The 26,527-nt window shown below is 71.1% G+C and carries 23 protein-coding genes; 17 read left to right on the top strand and 6 right to left on the bottom strand.

Annotation, left to right across the window (positions count from 1 at the left end; translation table 11 throughout):
- From DV20_RS39425 to DV20_RS39400, 6 genes are read left to right on the top strand one after another with little or no spacing between them, the layout of a single operon-like run.
- The gene (locus tag DV20_RS39425) at positions 1–246 is read left to right on the top strand and encodes an acyl carrier protein (protein WP_003096467.1); all 246 of its coding nucleotides are present in this window, start codon (positions 1–3) and stop codon (positions 244–246) included.
- Positions 239–973 (top strand): SDR family NAD(P)-dependent oxidoreductase, encoded by a 735-nt coding sequence (locus tag DV20_RS39420; protein ID WP_043788642.1) that lies wholly within the window; start codon positions 239–241, stop codon positions 971–973. Before DV20_RS39425 ends, DV20_RS39420 begins: the two co-directional genes overlap by 8 nt.
- Positions 970–2,364: an AMP-binding protein gene (locus DV20_RS39415; protein ID WP_043788641.1), complete on the top strand. Its 1,395-nt coding sequence runs from the start codon at positions 970–972 to the stop codon at positions 2,362–2,364. The genes DV20_RS39420 and DV20_RS39415 overlap by 4 nt, the downstream gene beginning before the upstream one ends.
- Positions 2,361–3,413 carry a LuxE/PaaK family acyltransferase gene (locus DV20_RS39410; RefSeq protein WP_043788640.1) on the top strand — a complete coding sequence of 351 codons (1,053 nt, stop codon included), beginning with the start codon at positions 2,361–2,363 and terminating at the stop codon, positions 3,411–3,413. Before DV20_RS39415 ends, DV20_RS39410 begins: the two co-directional genes overlap by 4 nt.
- The gene (locus DV20_RS39405; protein ID WP_043788638.1) at positions 3,410–4,654 is read left to right on the top strand and encodes an acyl-CoA reductase; all 1,245 of its coding nucleotides are present in this window, start codon (positions 3,410–3,412) and stop codon (positions 4,652–4,654) included. Before DV20_RS39410 ends, DV20_RS39405 begins: the two co-directional genes overlap by 4 nt.
- Before the next feature lie 12 nt (positions 4,655–4,666).
- Positions 4,667–5,635, top strand: coding sequence for a lysylphosphatidylglycerol synthase transmembrane domain-containing protein (locus DV20_RS39400; protein ID WP_043788637.1), 969 nt, complete (start codon positions 4,667–4,669; stop codon positions 5,633–5,635).
- Positions 5,636–5,743: 108 nt separating this feature from the next.
- On the opposite strand, the gene DV20_RS46030 is transcribed toward DV20_RS39400, so the two are convergent.
- Entirely contained in the window at positions 5,744–7,609 is a 1,866-nt protein-coding gene (locus tag DV20_RS46030) for a DUF6541 family protein (RefSeq protein ID WP_167344425.1), read from the bottom strand.
- 255 nt (positions 7,610–7,864) lie between these two features.
- On the opposite strand from DV20_RS46030, the gene DV20_RS39385 reads away from it, so the two are divergent.
- From DV20_RS39385 to DV20_RS39375, 3 genes are read left to right on the top strand one after another with little or no spacing between them, the layout of a single operon-like run.
- Positions 7,865–9,496, top strand: coding sequence for a DUF2339 domain-containing protein (locus DV20_RS39385; RefSeq protein ID WP_043788635.1), 1,632 nt, complete (start codon positions 7,865–7,867; stop codon positions 9,494–9,496).
- Positions 9,493–10,932, top strand: coding sequence for a glycan biosynthesis hexose transferase WsfD (gene wsfD / locus DV20_RS39380; RefSeq protein ID WP_043788633.1), 1,440 nt, complete (start codon positions 9,493–9,495; stop codon positions 10,930–10,932). Before DV20_RS39385 ends, wsfD begins: the two co-directional genes overlap by 4 nt.
- Positions 10,933–10,941: 9 nt before the next feature.
- Positions 10,942–11,670, top strand: a complete 729-nt coding sequence (locus DV20_RS39375; protein ID WP_043788632.1) for a lysophospholipid acyltransferase family protein — start codon at positions 10,942–10,944, stop codon at positions 11,668–11,670.
- A 27-nt stretch (positions 11,671–11,697) separates the two neighbouring features.
- On the opposite strand, the gene DV20_RS39370 is transcribed toward DV20_RS39375, so the two are convergent.
- Complete coding sequence (locus DV20_RS39370; protein ID WP_043788631.1) at positions 11,698–12,498, bottom strand: Cof-type HAD-IIB family hydrolase; 801 nt, start codon at positions 12,496–12,498, stop codon at positions 11,698–11,700.
- Positions 12,499–12,594: 96 nt separating this feature from the next.
- Between DV20_RS39370 and DV20_RS39365 the strand changes: the two genes are divergently transcribed.
- A complete protein-coding gene (locus DV20_RS39365) occupies positions 12,595–13,476 on the top strand; it encodes an LLM class flavin-dependent oxidoreductase (protein ID WP_043788630.1) in 882 nt (293 codons plus the stop codon).
- Positions 13,477–13,613: 137 nt separating this feature from the next.
- Here the strand turns inward: DV20_RS39365 and DV20_RS39360 are convergent, their stop codons facing one another.
- Positions 13,614–15,620: a DUF6541 family protein gene (locus DV20_RS39360; protein WP_043788629.1), complete on the bottom strand. Its 2,007-nt coding sequence runs from the start codon at positions 15,618–15,620 to the stop codon at positions 13,614–13,616.
- 79 nt (positions 15,621–15,699) lie between these two features.
- Here DV20_RS39360 and glf point away from each other — a divergent pair, with 79 nt between their 5' ends.
- From glf to DV20_RS39335, 5 genes are all read left to right on the top strand, one after another.
- Complete coding sequence (gene glf / locus DV20_RS39355; RefSeq protein WP_043788628.1) at positions 15,700–16,923, top strand: UDP-galactopyranose mutase; 1,224 nt, start codon at positions 15,700–15,702, stop codon at positions 16,921–16,923.
- Positions 16,916–17,434, top strand: a complete 519-nt coding sequence (locus tag DV20_RS39350) for a phosphatase PAP2 family protein (protein ID WP_043788627.1) — start codon at positions 16,916–16,918, stop codon at positions 17,432–17,434. The genes glf and DV20_RS39350 overlap by 8 nt, the downstream gene beginning before the upstream one ends.
- The gene (locus DV20_RS39345; RefSeq protein ID WP_043788626.1) at positions 17,431–18,396 is read left to right on the top strand and encodes a decaprenyl-phosphate phosphoribosyltransferase; all 966 of its coding nucleotides are present in this window, start codon (positions 17,431–17,433) and stop codon (positions 18,394–18,396) included. Before DV20_RS39350 ends, DV20_RS39345 begins: the two co-directional genes overlap by 4 nt.
- Positions 18,397–18,503: 107 nt before the next feature.
- The gene (locus tag DV20_RS39340) at positions 18,504–18,983 is read left to right on the top strand and encodes a hypothetical protein (protein WP_043788624.1); all 480 of its coding nucleotides are present in this window, start codon (positions 18,504–18,506) and stop codon (positions 18,981–18,983) included.
- Between the two features lie 75 nt (positions 18,984–19,058).
- Positions 19,059–20,573 (top strand): hypothetical protein, encoded by a 1,515-nt coding sequence (locus DV20_RS39335; protein WP_043788623.1) that lies wholly within the window; start codon positions 19,059–19,061, stop codon positions 20,571–20,573.
- Between the two features lie 11 nt (positions 20,574–20,584).
- Here the strand turns inward: DV20_RS39335 and DV20_RS46875 are convergent, their stop codons facing one another.
- From DV20_RS46875 to DV20_RS39315, 3 genes are read right to left on the bottom strand one after another with little or no spacing between them, the layout of a single operon-like run.
- Positions 20,585–21,934 (bottom strand): hypothetical protein, encoded by a 1,350-nt coding sequence (locus tag DV20_RS46875; protein ID WP_235191132.1) that lies wholly within the window; start codon positions 21,932–21,934, stop codon positions 20,585–20,587.
- Positions 21,853–22,608 (bottom strand): decaprenylphospho-beta-D-erythro-pentofuranosid-2-ulose 2-reductase, encoded by a 756-nt coding sequence (locus tag DV20_RS39320; protein WP_043788621.1) that lies wholly within the window; start codon positions 22,606–22,608, stop codon positions 21,853–21,855. The genes DV20_RS46875 and DV20_RS39320 overlap by 82 nt, the downstream gene beginning before the upstream one ends.
- Entirely contained in the window at positions 22,605–23,939 is a 1,335-nt protein-coding gene (locus DV20_RS39315; RefSeq protein WP_200876597.1) for an FAD-binding oxidoreductase, read from the bottom strand. The genes DV20_RS39320 and DV20_RS39315 overlap by 4 nt, the downstream gene beginning before the upstream one ends.
- 161 nt (positions 23,940–24,100) lie before the next feature.
- Here DV20_RS39315 and DV20_RS39310 point away from each other — a divergent pair, with 161 nt between their 5' ends.
- Together DV20_RS39310 and DV20_RS39305 are read left to right on the top strand one after the other, a co-directional pair.
- Complete coding sequence (locus DV20_RS39310) at positions 24,101–24,568, top strand: GtrA family protein (protein ID WP_043788619.1); 468 nt, start codon at positions 24,101–24,103, stop codon at positions 24,566–24,568.
- Positions 24,569–24,574: 6 nt separating this feature from the next.
- Positions 24,575–26,494 (top strand): glycosyltransferase, encoded by a 1,920-nt coding sequence (locus tag DV20_RS39305; RefSeq protein ID WP_043788618.1) that lies wholly within the window; start codon positions 24,575–24,577, stop codon positions 26,492–26,494.
- Positions 26,495–26,527: the final 33 nt, after the last annotated feature.

The following is a 26,527-nucleotide window of genomic DNA, read 5'->3' as shown; positions in this document are numbered from 1 at the left end:
ATGTCGGAAGTCGCCCCCAAGCTGCGTGAGGTCTTCGTCGAGGCGCTGGACCTCGACGGCGGTGTGGACGTCGAGAACCTGAAGTACCGCGACATCGAGGCGTGGGACTCGGTCGGCCACATGGCGCTGGTCGCGGCCATCGAGGACGAGTTCGACGTCGAGTTCGACACCGACCAGGTCATCGACATGTCGAGCTTCAAGGTCGCCGTGGACATGGTCACCGAGCTCCAGTCGAAGAATGACTGATTTGTCCCTGTCCGGTCGCGTCGCGCTCGTCACCGGCGGGACGCGGGGGATCGGCCTGGCCACCGCCCGCGCTCTCGTCGAGGCGGGCGCCACGGTGGTGCTGACCGGCCGCGACGAGGCTCGCGCCAAGGAGGCGGCCGCGTCCGTGGGCGCGTCCGGGCTCGCGTTGGACGTCACCGACGCGAAGGCGGTGTCCTCGCTGGTCAGGGGCGTTGCCAAGGAGCACGGCAAGCTGGACATCGTGGTCGCGAACGCCGGGATCATGGAGGACGCGCTCCTCGGGATGATCAAGGAAGACGTGGTCGACACGACGCTGAGCACGAACGTCGCCGGCACGCTGCACACCGTCCAGGCCGCGGCCCGGGCGATGATGCGGAAGAAGTCCGGCTCGATCGTGGTGCTCGCCTCGATCGTCGGCGAGTACGGAAGTGCTGGTCAGACCGTGTACGCGGCGTCGAAGGCAGCGGTGGCCAACATCGCGAAGTCGGCGGCGAAGGAACTCGGCCGGTCCGGCATCCGCGTCAACGCGGTCGCGCCGGGCGTCATCGAGACCGATCTCACCGCCGGTCTGAGTGAGGACGCGAAGGCGGAGAACGCCGGCAAGACGCCGCTCGGGCGCCTGGGCCGGCCCGAAGAAGTGGCGAACGCGATCCGGTTCCTGGTGAGCGACGAAGCGTCGTTCATCACCGGCCAGGTGCTGGGGATCGACGGAGGCTTGGTGCTGTGACGCTGTTGGGTGCGGGAGCCCGGCTGGTCGATGTGGCCGGGGGCCGCACGCTGGCGGGCGCGGAACTGTCGGCCGAGGTCGGCCGCGCGATGGAGAAGCTGGCGGCGCTGCCCACGGGCGTCGTGTTCGCGCGGATGTCGGTCGACCTGGACAGCGTGCTGACCTACCTGGGCGCGTTCGAATCCGGCCGGGCGATCGCGCTGATCGACCCGGCGCTGGACGCGGACGTGCTGGCCGGGCTGGTCGCGCGGTTCCGGCCGGCGGCCGTGCTGTCGGCGTCCGGCGACGCCCCTGACGGGTACACCGGGCAGGGCGCCGACTGGGTCCGCTCGTCGGCCGACGGCGTCATCCCGCACCCCGACCTCGCCGTCCTGCTGCCGACCAGCGGGTCGACCGGCAACCCGAAGCTCGTGCGGCTCTCGCGCCAGGCGATCCTTTCGAACGCCGACGCCATCGCGCAGGTGCTGCACATCGACGCCGACGAAGTCGCTCCGACCTGCCTGCCGCTGCACTACAGCTACGGCCTGTCGGTGCTGAACTCGCACCTGGTGCGGGACGCGACCATCGTGATCGAGCCGTCCGGCGTGCTCGGCCGGGGCTTCTGGGACGCGGTGAACACCTACGGCGTCACGTCGCTTTCGGGTGTCCCGTACCACTACGAGATGCTGCGGCGGCTCAAGTTCGACCCCGCGAAGTACCCGACGCTGCGGACGTTGACGCAGGCCGGCGGGAAGCTGCGCGACGAGCTGATCGCCGAGTTCAACGACAAGATGCTCGCCGTCGGCGGCCGGATGTACGTCATGTACGGCCAGACCGAGGCGTCGCCGCGGATGACGACGGTGCCCGCCGAAAAGCTGGCCGAAAAGCTCGGTTCCGCCGGGCCGGCGCTGCCCGGGGGCAAGTTCGCGGTCCGCCGCGACGACGGCTCGGAGACCACGCACCCGAAAATTGTCGGTGAGGTCGTCTACCGTGGGCCCAACGTGATGATGGGCTATGCGGACGACGAGTCCGGACTGGCCAAGGGCGACGAATACGGTGGCGTGCTGGCCACCGGTGACCTCGGGTACCTCGACGAAGAGGGCTACCTGTTCATCACCGGCCGGCTCAAGCGCATCGGCAAGGTCTTCGGCAACCGCGTCAGCCTCGACGATCTCGAGCAGGCCGTGCGCACGGCGGCGGTCGGGATCGACGTGGTGGCCGCGGTGGCGGCCGGCGACAAGGTGGTGCTGTTCGCCGAGGGCGCCGACGCCGGCATCTGCAAGGACGCGTCGCGGGCGCTGTCCGAGCGGCTGCACCTGCACGTCAGCGGGTTCGACGTCCGCCCGATCGACACCGTGCCGCTGCTGGCCAGCGGCAAGATCGACTACCGGACCTTGGAGGGGCGGGTATGAGCGTGTTCACGCGGTCGCAGGCCGACCGGGAAGCCTTGCTGCTGCCCGAGCTCGTGTCACTGACGGCTCACCACCGGGCGAACTCCGAGGGCTACGACCGGATCCTGTCGTCGCTGGGGATCGCGCCGGACGCCGCCTTCGGCTCGATCGCCGACCTGCCGTGGCTGCCGGTGCGGATGTTCAAGACGCACGACCTCAAGTCGGTCCCGGACAGCGAGGTGTTCAAGACGCTGACGTCGTCGGGCACCACCGGTGCCGGCGCGTCGCGCATCTACCTGGACAAGGAGGCGGCGGGCGCGCAGACCAAGCAGCTCGGCGCGACTTTGCAGGAGGTCCTCGGCGGCGAGCGGCTGCCGATGCTGATGGTCGACACGATCGGCATCATCAAGAACCGCCGCTCGTTCTCCGCGCGCGGCGCGGGCGTGCTCGGCATGGCGAACTTCGGCCGCAAGCACACGTACGTGCTCGACGAGAACGACCAGCCGGACGTCGAGGCGGTCAAGAAGTTCCTGGCCGAATACGGCGACAAGCCCTTCCTCATCTTCGGCTTCACGTTCATGGTGTGGCTGTACCTGTACGAGGTCGCGCGGGACCACGGGCTCGACCTGTCGAACGGGATCCTGATCCACTCCGGTGGCTGGAAGAAGCTGATCGACCGCGCGGTGGACAACACCGAGTTCCGGCGGCGGTTCAAAGAGGACACCGGCCTGACCCGGATCCACAACTACTACGGGATGATCGAGCAGATCGGCACCGTGTTCCTCGAAGGCCCGTCCGGGAACTCGCTGTACTGCCCGGACTTCGCCGACGTCGTGATCCGCGACCCGGAGACGTGGGAAGAGCAGCCGGTCGGGAAGCCGGGCGTGATCGAGGTCGTCTCGACGCTGCCGCGGTCCTACCCCGGGCACGTGCTGCTCACCGAAGACCTCGGCGTCTACAACGGCGTCGACGACGGCGACTGGCCGGGCAAGCACTTCTCCGTGCTCGGGCGGCTGCCCAAGGCCGAGGCCCGCGGGTGCTCGGACACTTTCTCGGGAGCGGCGGCGTGACTTCCCTGACCCAGCGTTTCCCCGAGTCGGCGCCGGTCGAGGTCGGTGAGCTGGTCTCGCAGCTGCGCGATGAGCCGCCCGGTGGCCGGCTGCGCGTGGGCGACCCGCGGGTCGTCGAGTTCATCACCAAGTTCGCCCGCAAACTGCTGGCCCCCTCCACCGCGCGCCGGTTCCCGGAGCTCGCGTCGCTCGGTTTCTTCCTGCGCAAGGGGGAGATCGCCAAGGCTCTGTCCAGTCTGGACACTTCGGGGAACGCGCTGCGGTTCCCGCGCGGGCTGGTGTTCCACGTACCGCCGGCGAACGTCGACACGATCTTCGTCTACTCGTGGGCGCTGTCGGCGCTGGCGGGCAACCACAACGTCGTGCGGGTCTCCTCGCGTTCGGCCGGGGCGGCCGAGGCGGTGCTGGAGGCGCTGAACGCGGCGCTGTCCGAAGTGGACGCTTCGGTGGCGGAAGCCATCACGGCCACCCAGCGGATGGTGACCTACGACCGCAGCGACGAGGTGAGCGGCGCCCTGTCGCTGGCCGCCGACCTGCGTGTCATCTGGGGTGGCGACGGCTCGGTCGCGGCCCTGCGGAAGTACCCGCTCGCCCCGCACGCGCGGGACCTGACGTTCCCGGACCGCTCGTCCTTCGCCGTCGCGTCGGTGGCGGGGTGGCAGCGCGCGTCCGAAGCCGAGCGCCGCGCGGCCGCCGAGCGCTTCTACAACGACTCGTACTGGTTCGACCAGGCCGCCTGCTCGTCCCCGCGCGCGGTGTTCTGGGTCGGCGACGAAGCCGGCGCGCGCACCGCGGGCACCGAGTTCCGGACGCTGCTGGCGGCGGTGCTTTCGGCGAAAGAGCACGTCACCGAGCCGGCGATGGCGGTCCAGAAGCGCGTCTCGGCGTACGGCGCGGCGGTCGACGGCCTGGTCAAGGAGATCGAGTTCCAGGGCAACGGCCTGGCCACGCTCGAGCTGGCCGACCCGGCGGTGCTGCCGCGCGAGTGGCTCGGCGCCGGCACGTTCGCGAACGCCCGGGTGTCGTCTTTGTCCGACCTGGTGCCGATCGTCCTCCGCAAGGACCAGACGGTCAGCCAGTTCGGCTTCACGGCCGAGGAGCTGACGGCCTTCGCGCACGAGCTCGCGGGCCGCGGCGTCGACCGGATCGTGCCGTTCGGCTCCGCCCTGACCTTCTCGGCGGTGTGGGACGGTTACGATCTGCTCTCCGAGTTCAGCCGCCTGGTCACGGTCCAGGCCTGAGGAGAGCCGTCGATGACGACAGTTGAGGACCTGCCGGCTGCGGGCAAGCAGCCGAAGTCCACCCGGGCGAAGATCCTCGACGTCGTCCGGTGGGTGGCGATCCTGCTGGTCATCGGCTTCGCGGCGAAGCAGCTCGCGGCCAACTGGGGCGAGTTCTGGCACACGCTGCGGGACGTCGCCTGGGAGTCGTCGCTGCTGAGCCTGGTCGCCCTGGTCGCGGCGATCCTCGTGTCGACCTGGGGCTGGCAGATGATGGTCGACGACCTCGGCGAGCCCATCGGCTATGCCCGGGGCGCGCAGATCTGCCTGGTCGGCTCGCTCGGCAAGTACGTGCCGGGCTCGGTCTGGGCGTACCTGCTGCAGATGGAGCTGGGCCGCAAGGCGGGCCTGGCCCGCGCCCGCATCTTCACGGGTTCCCTGATCCAGCTCGGCGTGGGCGTGGTGTCGGCACTGGTGGTGTCGCTGCTGGCGGCGCCGGCGGTGTTCAGCAACAGCCCGCGCGCGTTGTGGCTGTTCGTGCTCATCCCGCTCGGCCTGGCGATGCTGCACCCGAAGATCCTCACCTGGGGCACTTCGCTGGTGCTGCGGATCCTCCGCCGCCCGCCGCTGGCCCACCCGCTGGGCTGGGCGGTGATCGGCAAGGTCTTCGGCGCCTCGACGGCGGCCTGGTGCCTGCAGGGCGTCCACCTGTGGCTGCTGGCCAACTCGGTCGGCACCCCGGGCCTCAGCGGCTTCGTGCTGTGCGTGGGCGCGATGGCCGTGGCGATGACGGTGGGCACGTTCGCGTTCATCCTCCCGAGCGGCGTCGGCGTCCGCGAGGTGGCCCAGGTCGCGGTCCTGACGGCCAGCGGCCTGACAGTCGGCCAGGCCACGGCCTTCGCCGTCGCCTCCCGGGTGATGTTCACGGTCGCCGACCTCCTGACGGCGGGCTTCGCAGCGGTCGCGGCCCGCACCGCCCGCCCCACATCCACCCCCGCCTGACCCAGCCTCCCCCGTGTCGTCCATCCAGGCACGCGTGTCGTCCGTCCGGGTACGCGAGTTGTCCCCCGGTTGTCCACAGGGCTTACGCACATGTGGACAACTCGTCTCTCAGGGCGTCAGCCGGTAGATCACCGCGTCCGGGTTGCGGTAGGCCTCCCTCAAGAACGGCTCACCCGCCAATCCCGTCAACCCCGGCTGATAAGGCCGGCCCGGGTCCGTGGACGGCTTTCCCAAAATGACCCAATGGACGTGCAACCGGCGCACCGCTGCCCGCACCGCCGGATCCGTCGAATAGTTCCGAAAGCGGTTCGCCAGCAACACCGCGTCCGAGGGTGGGGAAGTCTCGTCGAAATGCGCGGCGACCGTTCGAATTCCCGTCAAAGCGTAAGTCCACGCGGTTCCGTCGAACCGGTCGTTCACGGCCCACTCGCCGGGCGCGGCCAGTGAGCCGAGCGCCGCCATCGCCGTCTGCTCGCCGGGCGTCACGCGCAGCGTCGACGGGTCCGCCGCCCGGTAACCCAGGGACACCTGGTCCCCGTTCGACCGGACGTACAGCCCTCCCGAAAGCAGCACGAACGCCGGCAACACCAGCAAGGCGACCGCCGAGGGCCGGGACGGCAGCCGGTCGCGCAGCCAGGCCTGCGTCGAAGCCAAGCCGTGGGCCGCGAGGACCGACAGCGGTGCCGCGGCCATCGAGAAGAACCGGAACGGGTCGTCCCACCAGGGCCGGGACAGCGCCATCACGATCGGCGTGTTCGACGACGCCACCGCCATGTAGGCCAGGCCGGTCACCGCCGCCGTCAGGCCGATCCAGCGCAGGTCGCCCGCCCGCGCGAAGAAGACGATCCCCAGGAACAGTGCCACCGACAGCCACACCTGCGGGTGCGGCTCGAAGTGCTGGAACCCCAGCAACGCGCCCAACGCCGTCGACGCGCGGTACTCACTCGGCCAGCCGTAGTAGGGCAGCGCCAGCCCCAGCGCGCCGAACAGCTGCAGCCACGCCACCAGCAGCGACACTCCCGCGATCGGCAGCAGCGCCAGGACGTCCCGCCCGAGCCGTCGCCGGTTTCCGAGCCAGCGCTGGACCAGCATCGGCCCGGCGAACAGGATGCCGCCGAACAACGTCGACGAGTGGACGCACAGCAACCCCACCGCGGCCAGCACCAGCACCAGCCCGGTGTCCGGCGCGACCCGCTCCAGGTACCGCCGCAGCGCCACCGCGGCCAGCGGCGTCAGCGCCACACCCAGCGCGAACGGCAGCAACGGCCCCCGGCTCATCGACTCGTAGCCGCCCATCACCGGCGCCACCGCCGTCAGCGCCACCGCGCCCGCGAGCACCGCCCGGCCGCGGAACTCCCGCACCAGCGTCACCAGCGACAACGCCAGCAGCCCCGGGAGCAGCACGGTGTTCGCGTCGAGCGTCTCCGGGATCGACGCCCCGCCGAGCCGGTACGTCACCGCCGCCAGCAGGTGGTAGGCGTTGGGGTAGAACACCGGCGCCGCGTCGCCGTACCAGTTGACGTGGCCCGTGCCGAACAGGCTGCCGTCGCCGGTGTCGGCGATGTAGCGGACGGCGTTGCCGTGGTAGACCGCGTCGAAGCCCTGCGGCAGCGCCCCGATGCGGCCCATCCCGAGCAGCGCCGCCGAGAAGCCGGTGGCCGCCGCGAACAGCAGGCACGCCCCCACGGCCAGGTGCCCGCGACGCGCCCACAGCCCCGGCTCCGGCGGCGCGCGGCGCACCGTGCACTTCCGGGCACCGTAAGCGATCCCGGCGAACCCGGCGGTCGCGACGGCGTAGGTCAGCGGGGTGAACGAGAGCCCGGCCGCCGCGGCCCACGGGCCGGTCAGCCCGCCGACGGCGTAGCTCAGCAACGGTGCCATCCCGGCCAGGACCCAGCCGCGCAAACCCACGGCGAGACCGGTCAGGAGACCGGGCCCGGCGATGACGACAATGGCGATGCCTGCGGAGAGCACGGTGGAGACTAAGCCGGGAAAGACCGGACCGTCGCGTCGACGTGATACCCCGATCGGCGATTTCTCCCGACGTCACTTCAGCCGACTGAGGTGACACCCGAACGGGTTATTCTGGGCGGTGAATATTACTGATTGACTGGCGCCGGCGAAGTGATCCACCCCATTCGGGTCCGTGACCGGCCCACGGGAAACGCCTCGCCGCCGGTGATCGATAACCTGGCCGGGCGGGTGCGGTGACGAGGTGGAGGGGGCCGGGTGGTCTACGCGGTCGTGGTGGCGTGGCTGGTCGTCGCCGCGGTCGTGGTGCTGACCTGGCACCGGCTCGACGTCGATCGCGGCTGGCGCGCGTTCGTCCTCACCCTCACGCTCGGCCTGTCCCTGCTGCACCAGCTGCTGTTCGCGACCGTCACCGAGGACGCGCTCGTCACGTTCCGCTACGCGCAGAACATCGCCGACGGCAACGGCCCGGTCTTCAACCCCGGCGAACGCGTCGAGGGGTACACGAACTTCCTCTGGCTGGTGCTGGTCGCCCTCCCGCGCGCCGCGTTCGGGGCCGACATCCGCACCACGGCCGTCGTCTTCGGCGTCCTCGCCGCGCTCGGCTGCGTCCTCCTGGCCTGCTTCCTGGCCAACCGGATCGTCGTCGCGGCCACCCCGGACGGCGCCGGCCCGCGGCCCGCGATCGGGGTGGCCGCCGCGGTGCTCACCGCCGCCGCCGGCGGCCTCGCCGTCTACGGGGCGTCGGGGTCCGAAGTCCCGCTGTTCGTGCTGCTCGTCCTGGCCATCGGCTACGCGCTCGCCGCGCGCCGCCCGGTCGTCGCCGGGGTGCTCGTCGCGTTCGCCGTGATGACCAGCCCGGAAGGCCTGGTGGTCGCCGCGCTGGCCGGCCTGTGGCTCGCCGGCGCCGCGCTCAAGGGAAAGCACAGCTGGTGGGCGCCGGTCGGGTACCTGCTGGGCGCGCTCGTCTTCCTGATCCCGCGGCTGGCCTGGCGTGCGACGTTCTACCGGCACTTCCTCCCCGCGCCGCTGGCCGCGAAGTTCGGCGGGCCGCTCAGCGAGCACCTCGCCACCGGCTGGCCGTACCTGTCCGGGTTCGCCCTGGCGCACCAGGGCTTCCTGCTCCTCGGCCTCGTCGCCGCGGTCGCGCTGGTGCTGCGGCGCACGGACGCCCTCGAGGCCCGGGCGTTGCTCTGGCTGCTGCTGGTGACGGCGGCCGGGCTCGCCGCGGCGGCGGTGCTCATCGGTGGCGACCCCGGGCCGTCGTGGCGGCTGCTGGCCCCGGTGCCGCCGCTGCTCGCCGTCGCCGCCGCCGGAACGTACGGCGTGCTCACCGCGGACGTCGTGGCGAAGCCGTCGCCGCGGCTGGTCCCGGTCATCGCGTGCGGGCTGGCCGGCATCGCGGTCTTCGTCTCGGTGTTCAGCCCGGAGATGCTCGAGCGCGTGCGCAACTGGCACGCGCACGGCACCGAGCTCGCCGAGATCGGCGGCTGGCTCGGCGACTACCTGCCGCCCGGTTCGGTGGTCAGCGCCGCCGCGCCCGGCGCGCTCGCCGCCCACGGCGGGCAGCTGCTCATCATCGACGTCCTCGGCCGCACCGACGACCACATCGCCCGCGAAGGACGCCACGACGGCGGCGTCGCGACCGACTACGACTACGTCGTCAACGGCCGCCGCCCGACCGTCGCCGTGCCCGCCGACGGCGGCTACGACGACCGCCAGCACTGCGCGATCGACCCGGTGTACGCGGGCAAGTACGAGGTCGCGACCTTCCGCCGCGTCGGCACGCCGTACTGGGTGTCGGTGTACCCGCGGGCGGAACAGGCGACGTCACTGGTCGCCGACCTCGACAAGGGACCGGACTTCCGCTACGTACCCTGTCCTTCGTGAAGCTCGAGGCCCCCCACCGGCAGCTGGGCGCGGAGGCGCGGCTCGGGCTCGGGGTGTTCGGCGTGACGCTGGCCCTGTTCGTCGTGCGGTTCCTGGTGCCCCGCCCGATCGCGATGTCCAACAACGGCGACGGCGGCCGCGTGCTGTGCGGGGCCGGGATCACCTGGAACGGCCTGCCCGAGCCGTTCGTCCACCTCGCCTACACACCCGCGCCGGGCACACCGCCGTGCCGGCCGACGTACCTGCTGACGCAGAGCTGGCTCGCGGAACTGGCCGTCCGGATCGGACGGCTGATCGGCCTGCACGGCACGTTGAGCCTGGTCATCCTCGGCCTCCTGAGCAGCGTCATCGCCGCGGCGGCGGTCACGGCGATCGTGCTCGGCCTGCCGCACCCGCGCCGGATCCGGCTGTTCGTGGCGGCCGGGCTCGTGCTGGTCGTCGCGGACTCGGCGTTCTTCGGGTACTTCGCCGCGATCCTCGGCGAAGGCGCGGCCTTCCTCGGCCTGCTGCTCGCCGTCGGCGGCCTGCTCCTGACCGCGCGCGAGGGCCGGTGGAGCTACGCGGGCATGGCCGTGACGTTCGCGGGCGGGGTCCTGGCGGTCAACGCCAAGGTCCAGACGCTGACCATCCTGCCGATCCTCGCGCTGGCCATCCTGCTGGTCCGGCCGGGCGGGCTGCGCGGGGCCAAGCGGTGGGCGTCGGCGGCGCTGGTCATCGGCGCGATCGGCGCTGTCACGCTTTACGCGCAGCAGAGCGTCGAGCCCGCGCGAGCGCCCGACGGCACGTACACCGAGTTCCCCGGCGACGACTCCCGCGAGATCAACGTCTTCAACTCGATCTTCCTCAACATCGTCGACGGGAAGCACGACAGCCGGGCGGACCTGGCCGAGCTCGGGCTGCCGCCGTCGTTCGCGCAGTACGCGGGCAACGGCTGGTGGCACCCGCACCCGGCGACGATGGACCCGCAGTACCCGCGGTACCGCGACCGGATCAGCCGCCGGAACGTCGTGACGTACTTCGCCACCCACCCCGGCCGGACCCTCGAGGTGCTCGACCGCGCCGCCACCGACCAGCTCACGGCGCGGCCGGGCTACCTCGGCAGCTTCGACCAGAGCGCCGGGTTCCCGCCGCACGCGCAGGAGCACCGCGTACCGGTGGTGTCGTGGCTGACCGGCCTGATCGCCCCGCTCGGGCTGTTCGCACTGGGGCCGATCTGGCTGTTCCTGCTGGTCAGGGCCTGGTGCCACCGGCGGACCGCGCTCGGCGTCGCGGTGGCGTTCCTGTTCGCCGTCTCGGTGACGCAGTTCGGCACCGCGGCCCTCGGCGACGGCATCGAGGGCGTCAAGCACCAGTCCGTCGCGCTGTTCACGCTGCTGACCGCCCTCGTACTGTGTTCTTGCCCGCTGAACCGGGGGCAAGAACCTACGGTCCCGTAACCTGGCCGGATGGCTGACTTGGTTTACCCGCCCGTGATCGCGGCGGCCCGGACGATGTTCCGGGTACTCGACAACCGCATCCGGATCGAAGGTGCGGAGCACATCCCGCGCCGCGGCGGCGCGGTCATCGCGTGCAACCACATCAGCTACCTGGACTTCATCTTCTGCGGACTCGGCGCGCGCCCGGCCAAGCGGCTGACGCGGTTCATGGCGAAGAAGGAGATCTTCGACAACCGCATCGCCGGGCCGCTGATGCGCGGGATGCACCACATCTCCGTCGACCGCTCCGCCGGGTTGGCCTCCTACCGCGAGGCGCTCGCGAAGCTGCAGGCCGGCGAGGTCGTCGGGGTCTTCCCGGAGGCCACGATCAGCCGGTCGTTCACCGTCAAGGAGATCAAGTCGGGTGCGGTCCGGATGGCCGCGGCGGCCGGGGTCCCGGTGGTGCCGATGGCGCTGTGGGGCACCCAGCGGCTCTGGACGAAGGGCCGCCCGAAGGACCTGACCCAGCGGCACGTGCCGATTTCGATCCTCATCGGCGAGCCGATGCACCCGGCGAAGGGCGACGACTGGGACGTCGTCACGAAGGAGCTGCGCACCCGGATGAGCGCGCTGCTCGACCGCGCCCAGGCCGAATACCCGGACCAGCCCGCGTCCGACGAGGAACGCTGGTGGCTCCCCGCGCACCTGGGCGGCACGGCGCCGACCCCGGCCGAAGCGGCCGAGCTCGACCGGCACTGACATCCGGGGCGTCGCCCCCCGAGATGGTCAGAACCAGCGCTCGAGGACCTGCGCGACGCCGTCCTCGCCGGCCGGGCCGGTGACCTCGTCGGCCACCGCGAGCAGCTGCGGGTGCCCGTTCTGCATCGCGACGCCGTGGCCGGCCCAGCGCAGCATCTCGACGTCGTTGGGCATGTCGCCGAACGCGATGACCCGCCCCTGGTCGACGTTCAGCCGCTCGGCGACGTCGGCCAGGCCGGTCGCCTTGGTGATGCCGTGCGCGGAGACCTCCACCAGCCCGCCGGATGACGAATACGTCACGTCGACCTCCCGGTCGAACAGCGCGTTCACCGCGTCCGCCATCTCCTGCGACGACATCCCGCGGTGGCTGACCAGCAGCTTGATCGCGGGGTGCCCGAGGACCTCGGCGCGCGGCCCGGTGCGGCCTTCGCCGTCGCCCCACGGGTTGTGGTAGTCCGGCTCGATCACGAAGTTGCGCATGTCGTGGTCGACCGCGCCGATGCTGACGCGCTCGGTCGCCAGCCGGCAGCCGGGCAGCGCCCGGTCGAGCGCGTGCGCGATGTCGTGCAGCAGCGTGGGCTGGAGCAGGCCGTGCACCTCGACGATCTCTTCGCGGGCGCAGTCGTACAGGACGGCGCCGTTCGCGCACACGGCGTACCCGGTGAGCTCGAGCGGCTTCGCGATGGGGGCGATCCACCGCGGCGGCCGGCCGCTGGCCAGCACGAACGGCACACCCGCGTCGATCGCCCGGCGGACGGTGGCGATCGTGCGGGCGGTCAGGGATTCGGAGGGGCCGAGCAGGGTGCCGTCGACGTCGGACGCGATCAACTGGGGTCTCTCCACTCCGCCATTGTCCCTGACTCGTTCGGGTGGAGCCCCGCCCGTCCGTGCGACTGTCGGTGGTTACCGCTAGCGTCCGGCAGTGTGCGAGTAGGCATCGTCATTCTTCCGGAAGATCGTTGGTGGGCCGCCGAGCCGAAGTGGCGCGCCGCCGAGGAGTACGGCTTCGACCACGCGTGGACGTACGACCACCTGGGCTGGCGCAACCTGGTCGACGGGCCGTGGTTCTCCGCCGTCCCGACCCTGACCGCGGCGGCGATGGTGACGTCCCGGATCCGGCTCGGCACGTTCGTGGCGTCGCCGGTCGCCCGGCACCCCGTGCCGTTCATGCGCGAGCTCAACACCCTCGACGACATCTCGGACGGCCGGTTCGTCCTCGGCGTCGGCGCGGGCGTCGACCACCGCCACTACGACGGCATGGTCATCGGCACCCCGGAGCTGACACCCAAGCAGCGCGCGGACCGCTTCACCGAGTTCGTCGAGGCGCTCGACGGGCTGCTCATGACCGACAAGTTCGACTTCGACGGCGAGTACTACCGGGCGCGTGAGGCCCGCAACCTGCCCGGTCCCGTCCAGCGGCCGCGGCTGCCGTTCGTCGTCGCGGCGAACGGCCCGCGCACGATGACCCTCGCCGCGCGCTTCGGCGCGGGCTGGGTGACCACCGGCAAGGGTGGCGAGACCGCCGACGAGTGGTGGCGCGGGATCAAGGAGCTCACGGACCTGTTCGACCAGCGGCTGGACGCGGCGGGCCGCGAGCGGCCGAGCATCCAGCGGCACCTCAGCCTGGACGCGTCGCCGGTGTTTTCGCTGAGCAGCGTGGAGGCGTTCCGCGACGCGGTGGGCCGGGCGCGGGAGCTGGGCTTCACCGACGTCATCTCGCACTGGCCGCGGTCGTCGTCGCCGTACGAGGGCCGGGAAGCCGTGCTGGAGCAGGTGGCGAGCGACGTGCTGCCGGAGCTTCGCTAGTCCGAACGGGTGACTTCGGGGTGATCGGGAAACCGATTGCCGCCCCTGAGGCGTCGATACCTTGCAGACGACGAGATCACCCCGGGGGTGCGGGGGCCCTCGTGGCCGCGGAGGGGCGCCGCGGCCACGAGGGCGTTCTACTTCACGATCCGGTAGATGACCGCGCCCGGGTTCCGGTAGACGACTTCGAGGAAGTCCTGCCCGTCCAGGTGCTGCAGGCCGCGCGCGATGGGCGTGTCCCGGCGGATGGTGCCGCTGCCCACCAGCACGTAGTGGACGTTCAGGCGCTGAACGGCCGCGCGTGCCTCGGGGTCGCGGTCGTAGTCGGCGAAGTGCTGGGCCAGGTAGAGCGCGTCCGGCGGGGCCACGCCGCCGTCGTAGTGGCCGGCCACCGGGTGCACGCCGGTGAGGGCGTACATCCAGGCCGTGCCGTCGAGCCGGTCGTTGAGCACCTTCTGGCCGGCCGGGATGCCGAGCGTGCCGAGGTGCTCCATCGCGTCGATCTCGTCCTGGCTGACCGGCGGGACCACCTCGCCGGGCAGGCCGTTGTAGTAGAGCAGTGACACCGTCTTGGCGTTGGCCGCGCGGTAGAACCCGCCGGTCAGCACGCCCATGGCCACGACCAGCAGCACCGCCGTCGCCAGTCCGACGCGGCCGGTCAGCCACGGCCGCGCGCGCACCCACGCGCGCCCGCTCGCGAGCTTCGCCAGCCACCGCTGCGTCTCGCTCATGCCGTGCGCGGCGAGCAGGCACAGCGGGATCGACGCCAGCGCCATCAGCCGGAACCGGTCGTTCCACCAGGGCCGCGACAGGCTGATCACCCAGTCTTCGCCGCCGAAGCACGCGACGACGACGAACAGCGCGGACAGCCCGAGCGCCGAGAGCACCAGCCAGCGCATCCGCCGCAGCGCCACCAGCGTGCACACGCCGATCGCCAGGAACACCGTCAGCCAGATCTGCGGGACCGGCAGCACCTGCTTGAACGTCGCCAGCATGGCCAGCGCCTTCCACACCGGCATGTGCGAGCCCCAGGCGTGGTACGGGTACGAGCCGGAGGTGAAGCCGATCGCGCCGAGGATCATCGGCGCGCCCAGTAGCCCGGCGAAGACCATCACCGGCAGCATCCGCAGGACGTCGCCGCCGACCACCCGCCAGGCCCGCGTGCCCTCGGGGACGCCGTCGACGCGGCGGCCGCGCACCGCGCGGTACCACCGCTGCACCACCAGCGGGAACGCGAACAGGATCGCCCCGAACAGTGCACTCGAGTGCGCGGCCAGCAGGCCCGTCGCGCTCAGCGCGAGCACCGCGCCGGTGTCCACGCCCGGCCGCGCGAGGAACCGCTGCAGCGCGACCACCGCCAGCGGCGTCAGCACGATGCCGAGCGCGAAGGGCAGCAGCCCGCTCGACACCGACTCGTACGCCCCGGTCGTCGCCCCGCCCGCGACCAGCGCGGCGCTGCCGGCGAACACCGCGCGGCCGCCGAGCTGGCGCACCAGCGCGGCCATGGCCAGCGCGAACAGGCCCGCGATCGGCATCGTGACGGCGTTGAGCGTGACCGGGATCGACGTCCCGGACAGCTCGTAGACCAGGGCGCCGACCAGGTGGTAGGCGTTCGGGTAGAAGGAGCCCTGCGGGTACCAGTTGATGGTCCCCATGCCGGTCAGGGAGCCGTCGCCGGTCTCGGCGATGTAGCGGATGCCGTTCGCGTGGAACACGGTGTCCCAGCGCTGGAACACCGCGGTCGTCCCGCCGCGGCCGGAGACCACCACGGTGATCGACACGGCGACGGCGACCGCGACGCAGGCGCCGACGGCCAGGTGCGCCCGGCGCGTCCACGGCAGCCCCGGCTCCTCGCCGGGGGTGAGCCAGCCGCGCGCCGCCGCCAGGCGGCGCAGGCCGTAGAGCACGGCGGCGAGCAGCAGGGTGCACGCGGCGACGCTGAGCGAGCCGTACGGGACGTGCGCGATGGCCAGCCAGGGCCCGGCCAGGCCGGCGACGGCGTAGCTGAGCAGCGGCGCGAGGCCGGCCAGGGCCCAGCCGCGCAGGCCGGCGGCCCACCCGACGACCCCGCCGGGGACCGCCAGCACGGCCAGGTAGGTGGCCACCGCGCCGAAGTAGCTCCAGAAGTCCTCGGGTGCAGGCACTGCTTTCCAGGTGTGTCGTAGGCCGAAATGTGATAGTCGGGTGCGGGCCGGGTGACCGGCCCCCGTACCCTCGACGCCCGTGAGCGCGCACACGAACCCCGCCAAGATTACTGAAGACGATTTCGCAGGTTACGACCTCATCGTCGTCGGGTCCGGTTTCTTCGGCCTGACCGTCGCCGAACGGGCCGCGGCCGAGCTGGGCAAGAAGGTCCTCGTCCTCGAGCGACGCAGCCACATCGGCGGCAACGCGTACTCGGAGCCCGACCCGGAGACGGGCATCGAGGTGCACAAGTACGGGGCGCACCTGTTCCACACCTCGAACAAGCGCGTCTGGGAGTACGTGAACCGCTTCACCGAGTTCACGAACTACCAGCACCGCGTCTTCGCGCGGGTCAAGGACCAGGTCTACTCGTTCCCGATGAACCTGGCCCTGATCAACCAGTTCTTCGGCAAGTCGCACACGCCGGACGAAGCGCGCGAGCTCATCGCGAAGCAGTCCTCCGAGTTCGAGACCGCCAACGCGCAGAACCTCGAAGAGAAGGCGATCTCGCTGATCGGCCGCCCGCTCTACGAGGCGTTCATCAAGGGCTACACCGCGAAGCAGTGGGAGAACGACCCGAAGAACCTGGGCGAGAACATCATCACGCGCCTGCCGGTCCGCTACAACTTCGACAACCGGTACTTCAACGACACCTACGAGGGCCTGCCCGTCAACGGGTACACCGCGTGGCTCGAGAAGATGGCCGAGCACGAGAACATCGAGATCCGGCTGAACGTCGACTACTTCGACGTGCGCGAGCACATCCCGGCGGGCACCCCGACCGTCTACACCGGGCCGCTGGACCGCTACTTCGGCTACTCGGCCGGCAAGTTCACCTGGCGCACCGTCGACTTCGAGTCCGAGGTCGCGCCGACCGGCGACTTCCAGGGCACCTCGGTCGTCAACTACAACGACCAGGAAGTCCCCTACACCCGCATCATCGAGTTCCGGCACTTCCACCCGGAGCGGGACTACCCCAAGGACAAGACGGTCATCTTCCGCGAGTACTCGCGCTTCGCGGGCGAGGACGACGAGCCGTACTACCCGATCAACACGCCGGAGAACCGCGAGAAGCTCGAGGCCTACCGCGAGCTGGCCAAGGCCGAGGCGCGCGAGAAGAACGTGCTGTTCGGCGGCCGGCTGGGCACGTACAAGTACCTCGACATGCACATGGCCATCGGCTCGGCGCTGTCGGCGTTCGACAACAAGATCGCCCCGCACCTGACCGACGGCGCGCCGCTCGACGGGTCCCTCGATGCTTGAGAAGGGGCAGCCCACCGGAGAGGTGGCGGTCCTGGCCAAGGCGCAGGGCTTTCTGAAGAGTGAAGCTTCGGTGAAGGCTGCGCGCGGCATGTCGCACTTCGGCGAGCACAGTGCCGGGTGGTTCGCGCTTGGTCTGATCGGGGCTGCGGTCGACAAGAAGCGGCGCAAGGACTGGCTGGTCGCGTCGGCCGGTGTCGTGGGTGCGCACGCGGCGTCCATCGCGGTGAAACGCGTGGTCAGGCGGCCGCGACCGGACCACCCGAGCGTCGAGGTCCTGGTCGGCACGCCGAGCAAATTGAGCTTCCCGTCTTCGCACGCGACGTCCACGACGGCGGCGGCGGTGCTCTACTCCGGATTGACCGGGCGTAACCTGGTGCCCGCCCTGGTACCGCCGATGCTGGCCTCGAGGCTCGTGCTCGGCGTTCACTATCCGACAGACGTTCTGGCCGGTGCAGCTCTCGGGGGGCTCGTCGGCGGTCTGATACGACGGAAGCTGAAGAAGAACCCATGAGCGAGACGACCGAGCAGCGCAACAGCGACGAAACTGCCGTGACTCCTGAGGCTCCGGTGACCCCGGCGGCAGCGTCACGTGGCCCGTTGGGCCTGGTCGGCGGCGTCATCAAGACGGCGCGGCCGCGGCAGTGGGTGAAGAACGTCCTGGTCTTCGCGGCCCCGTTCTTCGCGTTCTCGAAGTCGACCGACCGCACCGGTCTCCTGATCGACGCGATCATCGCCTTCGTGGCCTTCTCGCTGGTGGCGAGCTCGGTCTACCTCATCAACGACGCCATCGACGTCGAGGCCGACCGCGCCCACCCGACCAAGCGCAACCGGCCGATCGCGGCCGGGATCGTGCCGGTTCCCGTCGCGTACGGGGCCGCGGTCGTGTTCTTCCTGGCCGGCCTCGGCGTGTCGTTCGCGGCGAGCTGGCAGCTCGCCGTGGTGCTGGGCGTCTACGAAGCCGTCCAGCTCGGCTACTGCTTCGGCCTCAAGCACCAGCCGGTGGTCGACCTGGCCATCGTCGGCTCGGGCTTCCTGATGCGCTCGATCGCCGGCGGTGTCGCGGGCGGCATCGCGCTTTCGCAGTGGTTCCTGCTGGTCACGGCGTTCGGTTCGCTGTTCATGGTGGCCGGCAAGCGCTACGCGGAGATCATGCTCTTCGAGCGCACCGGCGCGAAGATCCGCTCGTCACTGAAGAAGTACTCGGCCAGCTACCTGCGGTTCGTCTGGGCGACGTCGGCGGCGATCCTGATCATGTCGTACTGCCTGTGGGCGTTCGAGATCCGCCAGACCGAGCACAACTCGGTGTGGGCGCTCATCTCGATGGTCCCGTTCCTGGTGGCGGTGCTGCGCTACGCGGTCGACGTCGACGGCGGCATCGCGGGCGAGCCCGAGGAGATCGCGCTCAAGGACCGCATCCTGCAGGTGCTCGGCGCGACCTGGGTGATCACGCTGTTCCTGGCGTTCTACCTGTGACTCATTGCGGATCGACAGCTTCGCTACAGGTCACGCACAGCTGACCGGCGCACCCTGAGGTGGTGGGGGCGGGCACTGCGCCCGTCCCCGTGACCACAGGAGCGAGCATGAACGACCAGCCGCGCGAGGAGCAGACCTCCGCCGAGCCGCCACTTTCACGTGAAAGTGCCGCTTCCGAGCCGCCACTTTCACGTGAAAGTGGCGCGGCCGCGGCGGAGCCGGCTGTCCCCGGTGGCGCCCCGGCGGAACAGACCGCCGTCCACGGCCAGCAGCCGCCGCCTTCCCAGCCTGCCGCGGGGCCGCCCTACGGCAACTGGGGGCCGACCCAGACGGCCCCGCGGCCGGCCGGTGGGTTCCGGCGGTTCGTCGGCCACCGGGCCACCCAGCTGGTCGGCGTCGGCGTGCTCGGCATGCTCGTCGGTGCCGGCATCGTCGGCGGGATCGCCGCCGCGAGCCACCACGGCCCGCGCGACGGCCGTCCCGGCATCCACCGCCAGTACGAGGGCCCCAACCAGGGCTTCAACGGGCGCGGACCCGGTTTCGGCGGCCGCGGCAACGCCGGCCCCGGTACCGGCGACGGGATCTGATCCGCCACTGTGGCCTCGGCCACCCGTACCCCGCTCAGATCACAGAAGCATCACGGGCGGGGTACGGTGGCCCGGATGCGAAGCGCCTCCGCAGAACTTCCCCACGCCGCCCGCGCGCTGCCGGTGGCCGTCCCCGTCCCCCGCTCGTGGGCCCTGCCCGCAGGCGCCGCGGCCGCCTCCGCTCTGGTGTTCGCCCTGGTCAGCAGCCATCTCATCGATGACACCTACATCACGCTGTCCTACGCGAAGAACCTCGCCTTCCACGGCCACTGGGGCCTGATCGAGCAGGGGACGGCGAACACCGCGACGTCCCCGCTGAACGTCCTGGCCCTCGGCGCGGTCACGTTCGTCGTGCGCGACGCCGTGCTGGCCGCCGGCGTCGTGTTCGTCGCCGCGCAGGTGCTGCTCGTGCTGGGCCTGCGCCGCCTCGGCGAGCGCACCGGCCTGCCGGCGGCGTTCGCCCCGCTGACGTTCGCGTTGCTGCTGGTCAACCCGCTGCTGCTGTCCTCGATCGGGCTGGAGGTGGCGCTCGGCGCCACCGGCGTCGTGTGGACGCTGGTCCACGCCGGGGAGCGGCGGCCGGGGTGGCTGGGCGTGGTGATCGGGCTGCTCGCGCTCGTCCGGATCGACCTGCTGCTGATCGCCGCGGTGCTGTTCGCCGCCCGCCGCGAGTTCTGGACCGGGATCTGGCGGACGGCCTTCGCGGCGCTCGCCGTCACGCTGCCCTGGTTCGGGTTCAGCTGGGTGGTGCTCGGCTCGGCCGTGCCGGACACGCTCGTCATCAAGATCAGCCAGCAGTCGTGGGGACCGTTCAGCTTCGCCAACGGCCCGCTGCTGTACTGGCGCAACTTCCCGGCCGCGGCGACGCTGTCGTTCCTGCCGCTGCTGCTGGCGGCCCTGGCCGGCGCGGCCTGGCTCGTCCAGTACCGCCGCGGCTCCGACACGGCTCGCCGGCTGACGCCGTTCGCGGCGCTCGCCGTCGCGGGTGCCCTGCACTACCTCGCGTACAGCCGGCTGGGTGTGCCGCCGTACCACTGGTACTACGCGCCGAGCATCATCGGCGCGACGATCTTCCTCGCGGCCTGCGCGTCGGCGGTCCCGGCCCGGATGCGCCGAGCGACGTGGACACTGGCCGGCGCGGCCCTCGCGGCGAGCGCCGCGGTGTACGCGCTGCCGGGTCTGCCGCGCCAGTTCGCGCCGATCACCAGCAACCACGCCTCGACCATGGAGTACCGCGAGATCGGCCACGAGCTGGCGGCGCTCGCCCACGGCCGCAAAGTCGAGACGGCGGGCGAAGTCGGCGCACTGGCGTACGCGTGCGACTGCGAGCTGGTCGACGAGTTCTCCGACCGCGGCGCGGTCGACCCGGCCATCGCCGAGACGAAGCGCCTCAGCGGCGACCTGGGCCGGGCGTTGCTGGAGGCCAACTTCCACAACTTCGACCACAGCGTGGCCCCGGCCAGCCCGGACCTGGTCCTGGCGACCACCCGCCGCGCCCCGCCCCGGGCGGCGCTGGCGAGCTGGCACATCGACTCACCGTGGGTGGGCGGCCAGAACCTCTACCTGGTGCCGGCCCACGCCGCGGGGTGACGCTGAGCGCTTCAGGCCCGTGACAGCGCGCGTGGCACTTTCGTGGCCGCGAGCGCGTCGCGCAGGAACACGGCCGAGCCGTCCGCGAAGCCGAACCGGATCGACGGGGACGGCGGGAAGCTGGGCCCGCCGGGTACCGCGTCCAGCCGGGCGACCACCCGCGCGTCGAACTCCTCCGCCGTCGTGAACGGCCCGCCGGTGCCGCCGTCCAGGTGGCTCGTCGGGTAGACGACGGCGAGGCGCTGGTTCGTCCAGGTGAGCCGGGCGTGGCCGGCGCCGCCGGCGAAGTGGTCGGCCAGCCGGACGGCGACCTGGGCCGGGTCGTCGGCGGTGGCCCAGTAGCCCAGCGCCGGGTCGTCGGCCCAGTCCTCGTCCGGGACGGCGTTGGTGGGGAGCGGCCAGCGCGGTGGGCCGCCGGTCACCTTCGGCACCTCGCGCGCGGGCACGTACGGCGCGTGCCGGACGCCGCCGAGCCGCAGCCCGACGTGCGCGTGGTGGGGCGCGCACCCCAGCCGCAGCACCTCCCCGGGACGCAGCCAGTGCCCGCGGTACTCGCGCTCGATGATCTCGTCGACCTTCGTCGCCGTCCTGACCGCGAGGTCCGCCCCGGTCCGCTCCTCGAGGAAGTCGAAGGCGGAACCATCCACAAGGGACACCCGCAGCACCGGTTCGCGGCCGCGCTTCGCCCGGTCCACCCGCGCGATCCGCGGGCCGGGGAGCTCGGCCACCGGGGTGAACTCCCGCAGCCCGATCGGTTCGCCCTCGCGGTTCTCCCCGTAGGTCTTCGTGCGATCGGTGAGGATTCCGGCGACGTCCTTGCCGAACTTCGCGACGCCGCGGCCGAAGCCGACCGCCTTGCCCAGCAACGACTTTTCCGGCTCGGGCGCGGGTTCGGGCGGCGGCACCGGCGCGTCGAGCACCAGCAGCCGCGCCGGGGTCAGCACCCAGAGCCGCTGGATCGCGGCGCGCGGCGGGATCCCGCGCAGGAACTCGTGCGCCAGCACACCCGCGCGGTCGCCGAAGGCGATCACCTGCGGAGGCGGTGGCTTGCCGGAGCCACTGTCGTCCCCGCCCGCGATCGCCTCGAGGACGACGTCACCCGCGAATCCGGCCACGCCCGAACCCAGTTTGCGCAGCAGGCTCTTGTCCGGCTGCCCCTCCGGCGTCAGGCCGCGGACGTCGAACGCGAGAACCCGGCCGTACGCCGCCCACCGCGGCGGTTCGCCGGGGCGCAGGTACGGCCGGGCCTGGGTCGCCGCGCCGAGGGGGGCGGAGAGGTTCAGATCGGCAGCTTCCGGAAGATCGGCCGCGGCACGTGCCGCAGCGCCGACATCACCAGGCGGAACTGCGCGGGCGCCCACACCAGGTCCTTGCCCGCGCGGGCCGCGCCGACGGCGGTCTCGGCCACCTGCTCGGCCGTCTGCGCCAGCGGAGCGTCCTTCAGGCCCTCGGTCATCTTCGTCTTGACGTGGCCAGGGCGGACGACCGTCACCTTCACCCCGAACGGCGCGAGCGCCTCGCCGAGGCCCAGGTAGAAGCCGTCGAAACCGGCCTTCGTCGAGCCGTAGACGAAGTTGGACCGGCGGACGCGCTCGCCCGCCACCGACGACAGTGCGATCACCGTGCCGTGGCCCTGGGTCTTGAGCTTCTCCGACAGCGCGACGCCCACCGACACCGCCGCCGTGTAGTTCACGGTGGCCAGCTCGACGGCCTTGGCGTGGTCCTGCCAGACCTCTTCGGGGTCGCCGAGCAGGCCGAACGCCACGACCGCGACGTCGATGTCACCGGCCTCGAACGCCTTGTCCAGCACGCCGGGGTGCGACGCCGTGTCCTTGGCGTCGAAGTCCACGGTGGAGACCTCGGCGCCGCGGTCCTTCAGGCGCTGGGCGGCCGCGTCGAGCCGCGGCGACGGCCGGGCGGCCAGCACGACCCGCAGCGGCTTCTCGGCCAGGTACTTCTCGGCGATCGCCAGCGCGATGTCGGACGTGCCGCCGAGCAGGAGCAGGGACTGGGGGTTGCCCACCGCGTCGATCACAGTTCGAGCCTCCGGCTCATGTCAGAGGCGAAAACGCCTTCGGGGTCGATGGAAGCGCGCACCTTGCGCCATTCTTCGAGCCGCGGGTACATCTTCGCGAACGTCTCGGGCGAGGTGCGCGAGTCCTTCGCGGTGTACAGCCGCCCGCCCAGCGCCAGGACGTCTTCGTCGAGTTCCTGGCAGAACCGGCTCAGGCCGTCCTTGATCGGGAAGTCGACGCAAACCATCCAGCCCGGGTGCGGGAACGACAGCGGCGCCGCGTTGCCCTCGCCCATGCGCTTGAAGACGTTGAGGAAGGACACGTGCCCCGACTCGGCGATCTTCCGGACGATGTTCCGCAGCGGCTCGTGCGCGTTCAGCGGGGTCGAGAACTGGTACTGGAGGAAGCCCTTCGAGCCGTAGGCCCGGTTCCACTCGCCGAACATGTCGAGCGGGTGGTAGAAGGCCGTCAGGTTCTGGATGACGCCGCGGGCCGCCTTCGGCGTCTTGCGGTAGTACAGCTCGCCGATGGCCCCGAAGGTCAGCTTGTTGGCCAGGCCGTTCGGGAAGATGTCCGGCAGCGTCGCCAGCTGCGGGGCGTCGAACTTCAGCGGGTTCGCGCGCAGCTTCGGCGGCAGTTCGTCCAGCTTCGCGAGCGAGCCGCGGCCGAAGGCGGCGCGGCCGAGCTTCGAGCCGGTGGAGATCGTGTCGAACCACGCCGACGAGTACGTGTAGTTGTCGTCGGAGCCGTTGCTGACCAGCTCGAGCGTCTCGTCGAGGTTGTTCGTGCGCTCGTTGTCCGCGATGAAGTACGCGGTCTCGGTCTTCGTCATCCGGATCTTGGCCCGGACGATGATGCCGGTGAGGCCGATGCCGGCCACGGTCGCCCAGAACAGCTCGGCGTCCGGGCCCTCCGGGGTCAGCGTGCGGATCTGCCCGTCGGCGGTGATGAGGTCCATCGACACGACGTGGTTGCCGAAGCTGCCCGCGCTGTGGTGGTTCTTGCCGTGGATGTCGTTGGCGATCGCGCCGCCGATCGTCACCTGGCGCGTGCCGGGCAGCACCGGGACCCACAGGCCGTACGGCAGGGCCTCGCGCATCAGCTGGTCGAGGCTGACACCGGCGTCGAGGTCGACGAGCGCGGTGTCCGGGTCGATCGAGTGGATCCGGTTGAGCGCTGTCATATCGACGACGAGGCCGCCGGCGTTCTGCGCCGGGTCGCCGTAGGACCGGCCGAGGCCGCGGGCGATCACGCCGCGTTCACCGGCCTGGGCCACGGCGCGGGCGATCACCTCCACGTCGGCGGTGGTCAGCACGTCGGCGATGGTCGGTGCGGTCCGCGCCCAGCCCATGAGCGTGCGACGCTGTGTATTGGGTGCTTGGGTCACCCGACCAGGGTAGCCACGCCCAACCACGCCCGAGACGTGACCCTGAAGTGCTCATCTCTACACTTTGCGCATCAAGGCACAAGCGCCCGCGCGGGTGACCATGACTCAGGCAACGAGGTAATGCAGTGGTGGCGACCGATCCGCAAGCCGACATAGCGGCTGCTCAGTCCTCCCCGGGACTGCTGGGCCAGCTCATCCGCTTCGCCCTCATCGGGGGCTTCTGCGCCCTCGTCGACCTGGGCACCTACACGCTGCTGACCCAGGTGGCCGGGATGGCCACCTCACCGTGGGTCGACATCGCCCGCGCTATCTCTTTCATCGTGGGCACGACCACGGCGTTCTTCCTGAACCGGAAGTTCACCTTCGCCGGCGGGCGCCGCGACGGGAAGGCGCAGGTGGGCTCGTTCGTCCTGCTCTACACCGTGACGTTCTTCGTCGCCGTCGGGGTGAACCAGCTCATGCTGAACGTGCTGCCGGAGTCCCCGTGGCAGCACACCCTGTGCTGGGCCGTGTCGCAGGCCACCGCCACCGTGATCAATTTCGTGATGCTCAAGTGGGTCGTCTTCCGCGAGCCGTCGACTGAGGAGAACTGAGGAACCATGCCCGGTAAAACAGCCACCCCGGCGCCGACCACCGAAGCCGGCGCGGCCGCCGAGACGCGGTTCACCGAGCACACTCCGCAGGGCCGCCTGACGGCGCAGCGCGGGCTCTACGCCGGCCCGGCGCCGATCGTGAGCAAGGACCTGTACGCCGAGCTCGAGTGGGGCGCGGCCGTGCGGGAACGGGCGTCGATCTCCCTCGAGCCCGCCTCCAAGGTGTCGGGCAACACGTACTTCGGCCGGTTCCCGGCCAGCTACTGGCAGCGCTGGACGACGGTGACCGAGGTCTCGGTCGAGGCCGTCGTCACCGGCACCGGCCTGCTCTCCATGGGCGCCTCCGACGTCGAGGGCGAGCCCCGCGTGGTGGCCGCCGAGCAGGTCAAGGACGCCAAGCAGGCGAAGGTGTCGCTGACCGGCAAGCTCGACAAGTTCTACGACGGCGGCGCGCTCTGGCTCGACCTCGAGACCGAGGGCGGCCAGACGCTGCGCGTCGAGCAGGTCCGCTGGACGGTCGACGCTCCGGAGAAGATCCGCCCGACCGCGGTGACCATCTGCACCATGAACCGCGCCGACGACTGCCTGAAGAACCTCCAGGCCCTCGCCGCGGACGTCTCCTCGCTGGAGACCCTCGACGCCATCTACGTCGCCGACCAGGGCACCGACCTCGTCGAGTCGCGTGACGGCTTCGAGCAGGTCGCCAAGGACCTCGGCGACAAGCTGCACTACATCAAGCAGCCGAACCTCGGCGGCGCCGGCGGCTTCACCCGCGGCCTCTTCGAGGTCGCCGGGCACACCGCGACCGAGCACGCGAACGTCCTGTTCATGGACGACGACGTCCTGCTCGAGCCGGACCTGGTGATCCGGATGACGGCGTTCTCCAACCGCGCCGCCAACCCGATCATCGTCGGCGGCCAGATGCTCAACCTGTTCCACCCGAACCAGCTGCACGTCGGCGCCGAGTACGCGCGGCTCAACACGCTCGAGCCCGGCCAGCCGGTCGAGCACTCGCTGTCCACCGCCGACCTGCTCGGCGTGGACGAGGAGACCCTGAAGCCGAACCGCCAGGAGCGCCGCCTCGACGCCGGCTACAACGGCTGGTGGTCGTGCCTGATCCCCTACGAGGTCGTCCAGGCCACCGGCTACCCGCTGCCGTTCTTCTTCCAGTGGGACGACGCCGAGTACTCCTACCGGGCCCGCGCGCACGGCTTCCCGACCGTCACCCTGCCGGGCGCGGGCGTGTGGCACGCGGACTTCCACATGAAGGACTGGGACGAGTGGCACCGGTACTTCAACCTGCGCAACTCGATCATCACGGCGGCCCTGCACTCGCCGTTCAACCTGAACCTGCTTTCGCGGGTGCTGATCGCGCAGCTGGTCCGCTACCTGCTCGGCATGCAGTACGGCCTGTCGGCGACGCTGATCAAGGCCGTCGAGGACTTCCTGAAGGGCCCGGAGATCCTGCGTGACGGCGGGGTCGAGGCAATGAAGGAGATCCGCCGCATCCGCGACGACTACCCGGAGACCAAGCGCCACAAGGCGACCGACGTCCCGGGCATCGCGTCCAACGACATCGGCATCATCAACAGCGCGCCGCGGCCCAGCATGCAGCGCCTGGTGCTGATCAAGCGGGTCCTCGACCGGGTGCTCGGCCGCAGCCGCTTCGGGCTCGGCGCGGTGCCGATCGACGAGGCCAACTGGTGGCACATCGCCCTGTTCGACACGGCCGTCGTCACCGACGCCAGCCAGGAAGGCGTGCGCGTCCGCTCCTACGACCGGGTGAAGATGTTCGCGCTGGCCAAGCAGGGCGCGAAGGTCATCCAGCGGCTCCGCAAGGAAGGCGCGGCGGTGCAGGAGCAGTACAAGCGGGCCATGCCCGAGCTCACCTCGCGCGAGAACTGGAAGCGCCTGTACAAGCTCTGAGGTCCTCCGCGAAGGCCGTCTCACGCTCGTCGT

It is taken from the genome of Amycolatopsis rifamycinica (assembly GCF_000695625.1).
In the GTDB taxonomy this organism is placed as follows: Bacteria; Actinomycetota; Actinomycetes; order Mycobacteriales; family Pseudonocardiaceae; genus Amycolatopsis; species Amycolatopsis rifamycinica.
The sequence above is the reverse complement of the archived record's forward strand: the minus strand, read 5'-3'. Positions and strand labels throughout refer to the sequence as shown.

Bases quoted from the DNA above. Each gene is read 5' to 3' on its own strand.
- DV20_RS39375 (WP_043788632.1), top strand. From the start codon at position 10,942: ATGGCTGACTTGGTTTACCCGCCCGTGATCGCGGCGGCCCGGACGATG.
- DV20_RS39335 (WP_043788623.1), top strand. From the start codon at position 19,059: ATGCGAAGCGCCTCCGCAGAACTTCCCCACGCCGCCCGCGCGCTGCCG.
- DV20_RS39340 (WP_043788624.1), top strand. From the start codon at position 18,504: ATGAACGACCAGCCGCGCGAGGAGCAGACCTCCGCCGAGCCGCCACTT.
- DV20_RS39315 (WP_200876597.1), bottom strand. From the start codon at position 23,939: ATGGGCTGGGCGCGGACCGCACCGACCATCGCCGACGTGCTGACCACC.
- DV20_RS39345 (WP_043788626.1), top strand. From the start codon at position 17,431: ATGAGCGAGACGACCGAGCAGCGCAACAGCGACGAAACTGCCGTGACT.
- DV20_RS39305 (WP_043788618.1), top strand. From the start codon at position 24,575: ATGCCCGGTAAAACAGCCACCCCGGCGCCGACCACCGAAGCCGGCGCG.
- DV20_RS39425 (WP_003096467.1), top strand. From the start codon at position 1: ATGTCGGAAGTCGCCCCCAAGCTGCGTGAGGTCTTCGTCGAGGCGCTG.
- DV20_RS39350 (WP_043788627.1), top strand. From the start codon at position 16,916: ATGCTTGAGAAGGGGCAGCCCACCGGAGAGGTGGCGGTCCTGGCCAAG.
- DV20_RS39420 (WP_043788642.1), top strand. From the start codon at position 239: ATGACTGATTTGTCCCTGTCCGGTCGCGTCGCGCTCGTCACCGGCGGG.
- DV20_RS39410 (WP_043788640.1), top strand. From the start codon at position 2,361: ATGAGCGTGTTCACGCGGTCGCAGGCCGACCGGGAAGCCTTGCTGCTG.
- DV20_RS39400 (WP_043788637.1), top strand. From the start codon at position 4,667: ATGACGACAGTTGAGGACCTGCCGGCTGCGGGCAAGCAGCCGAAGTCC.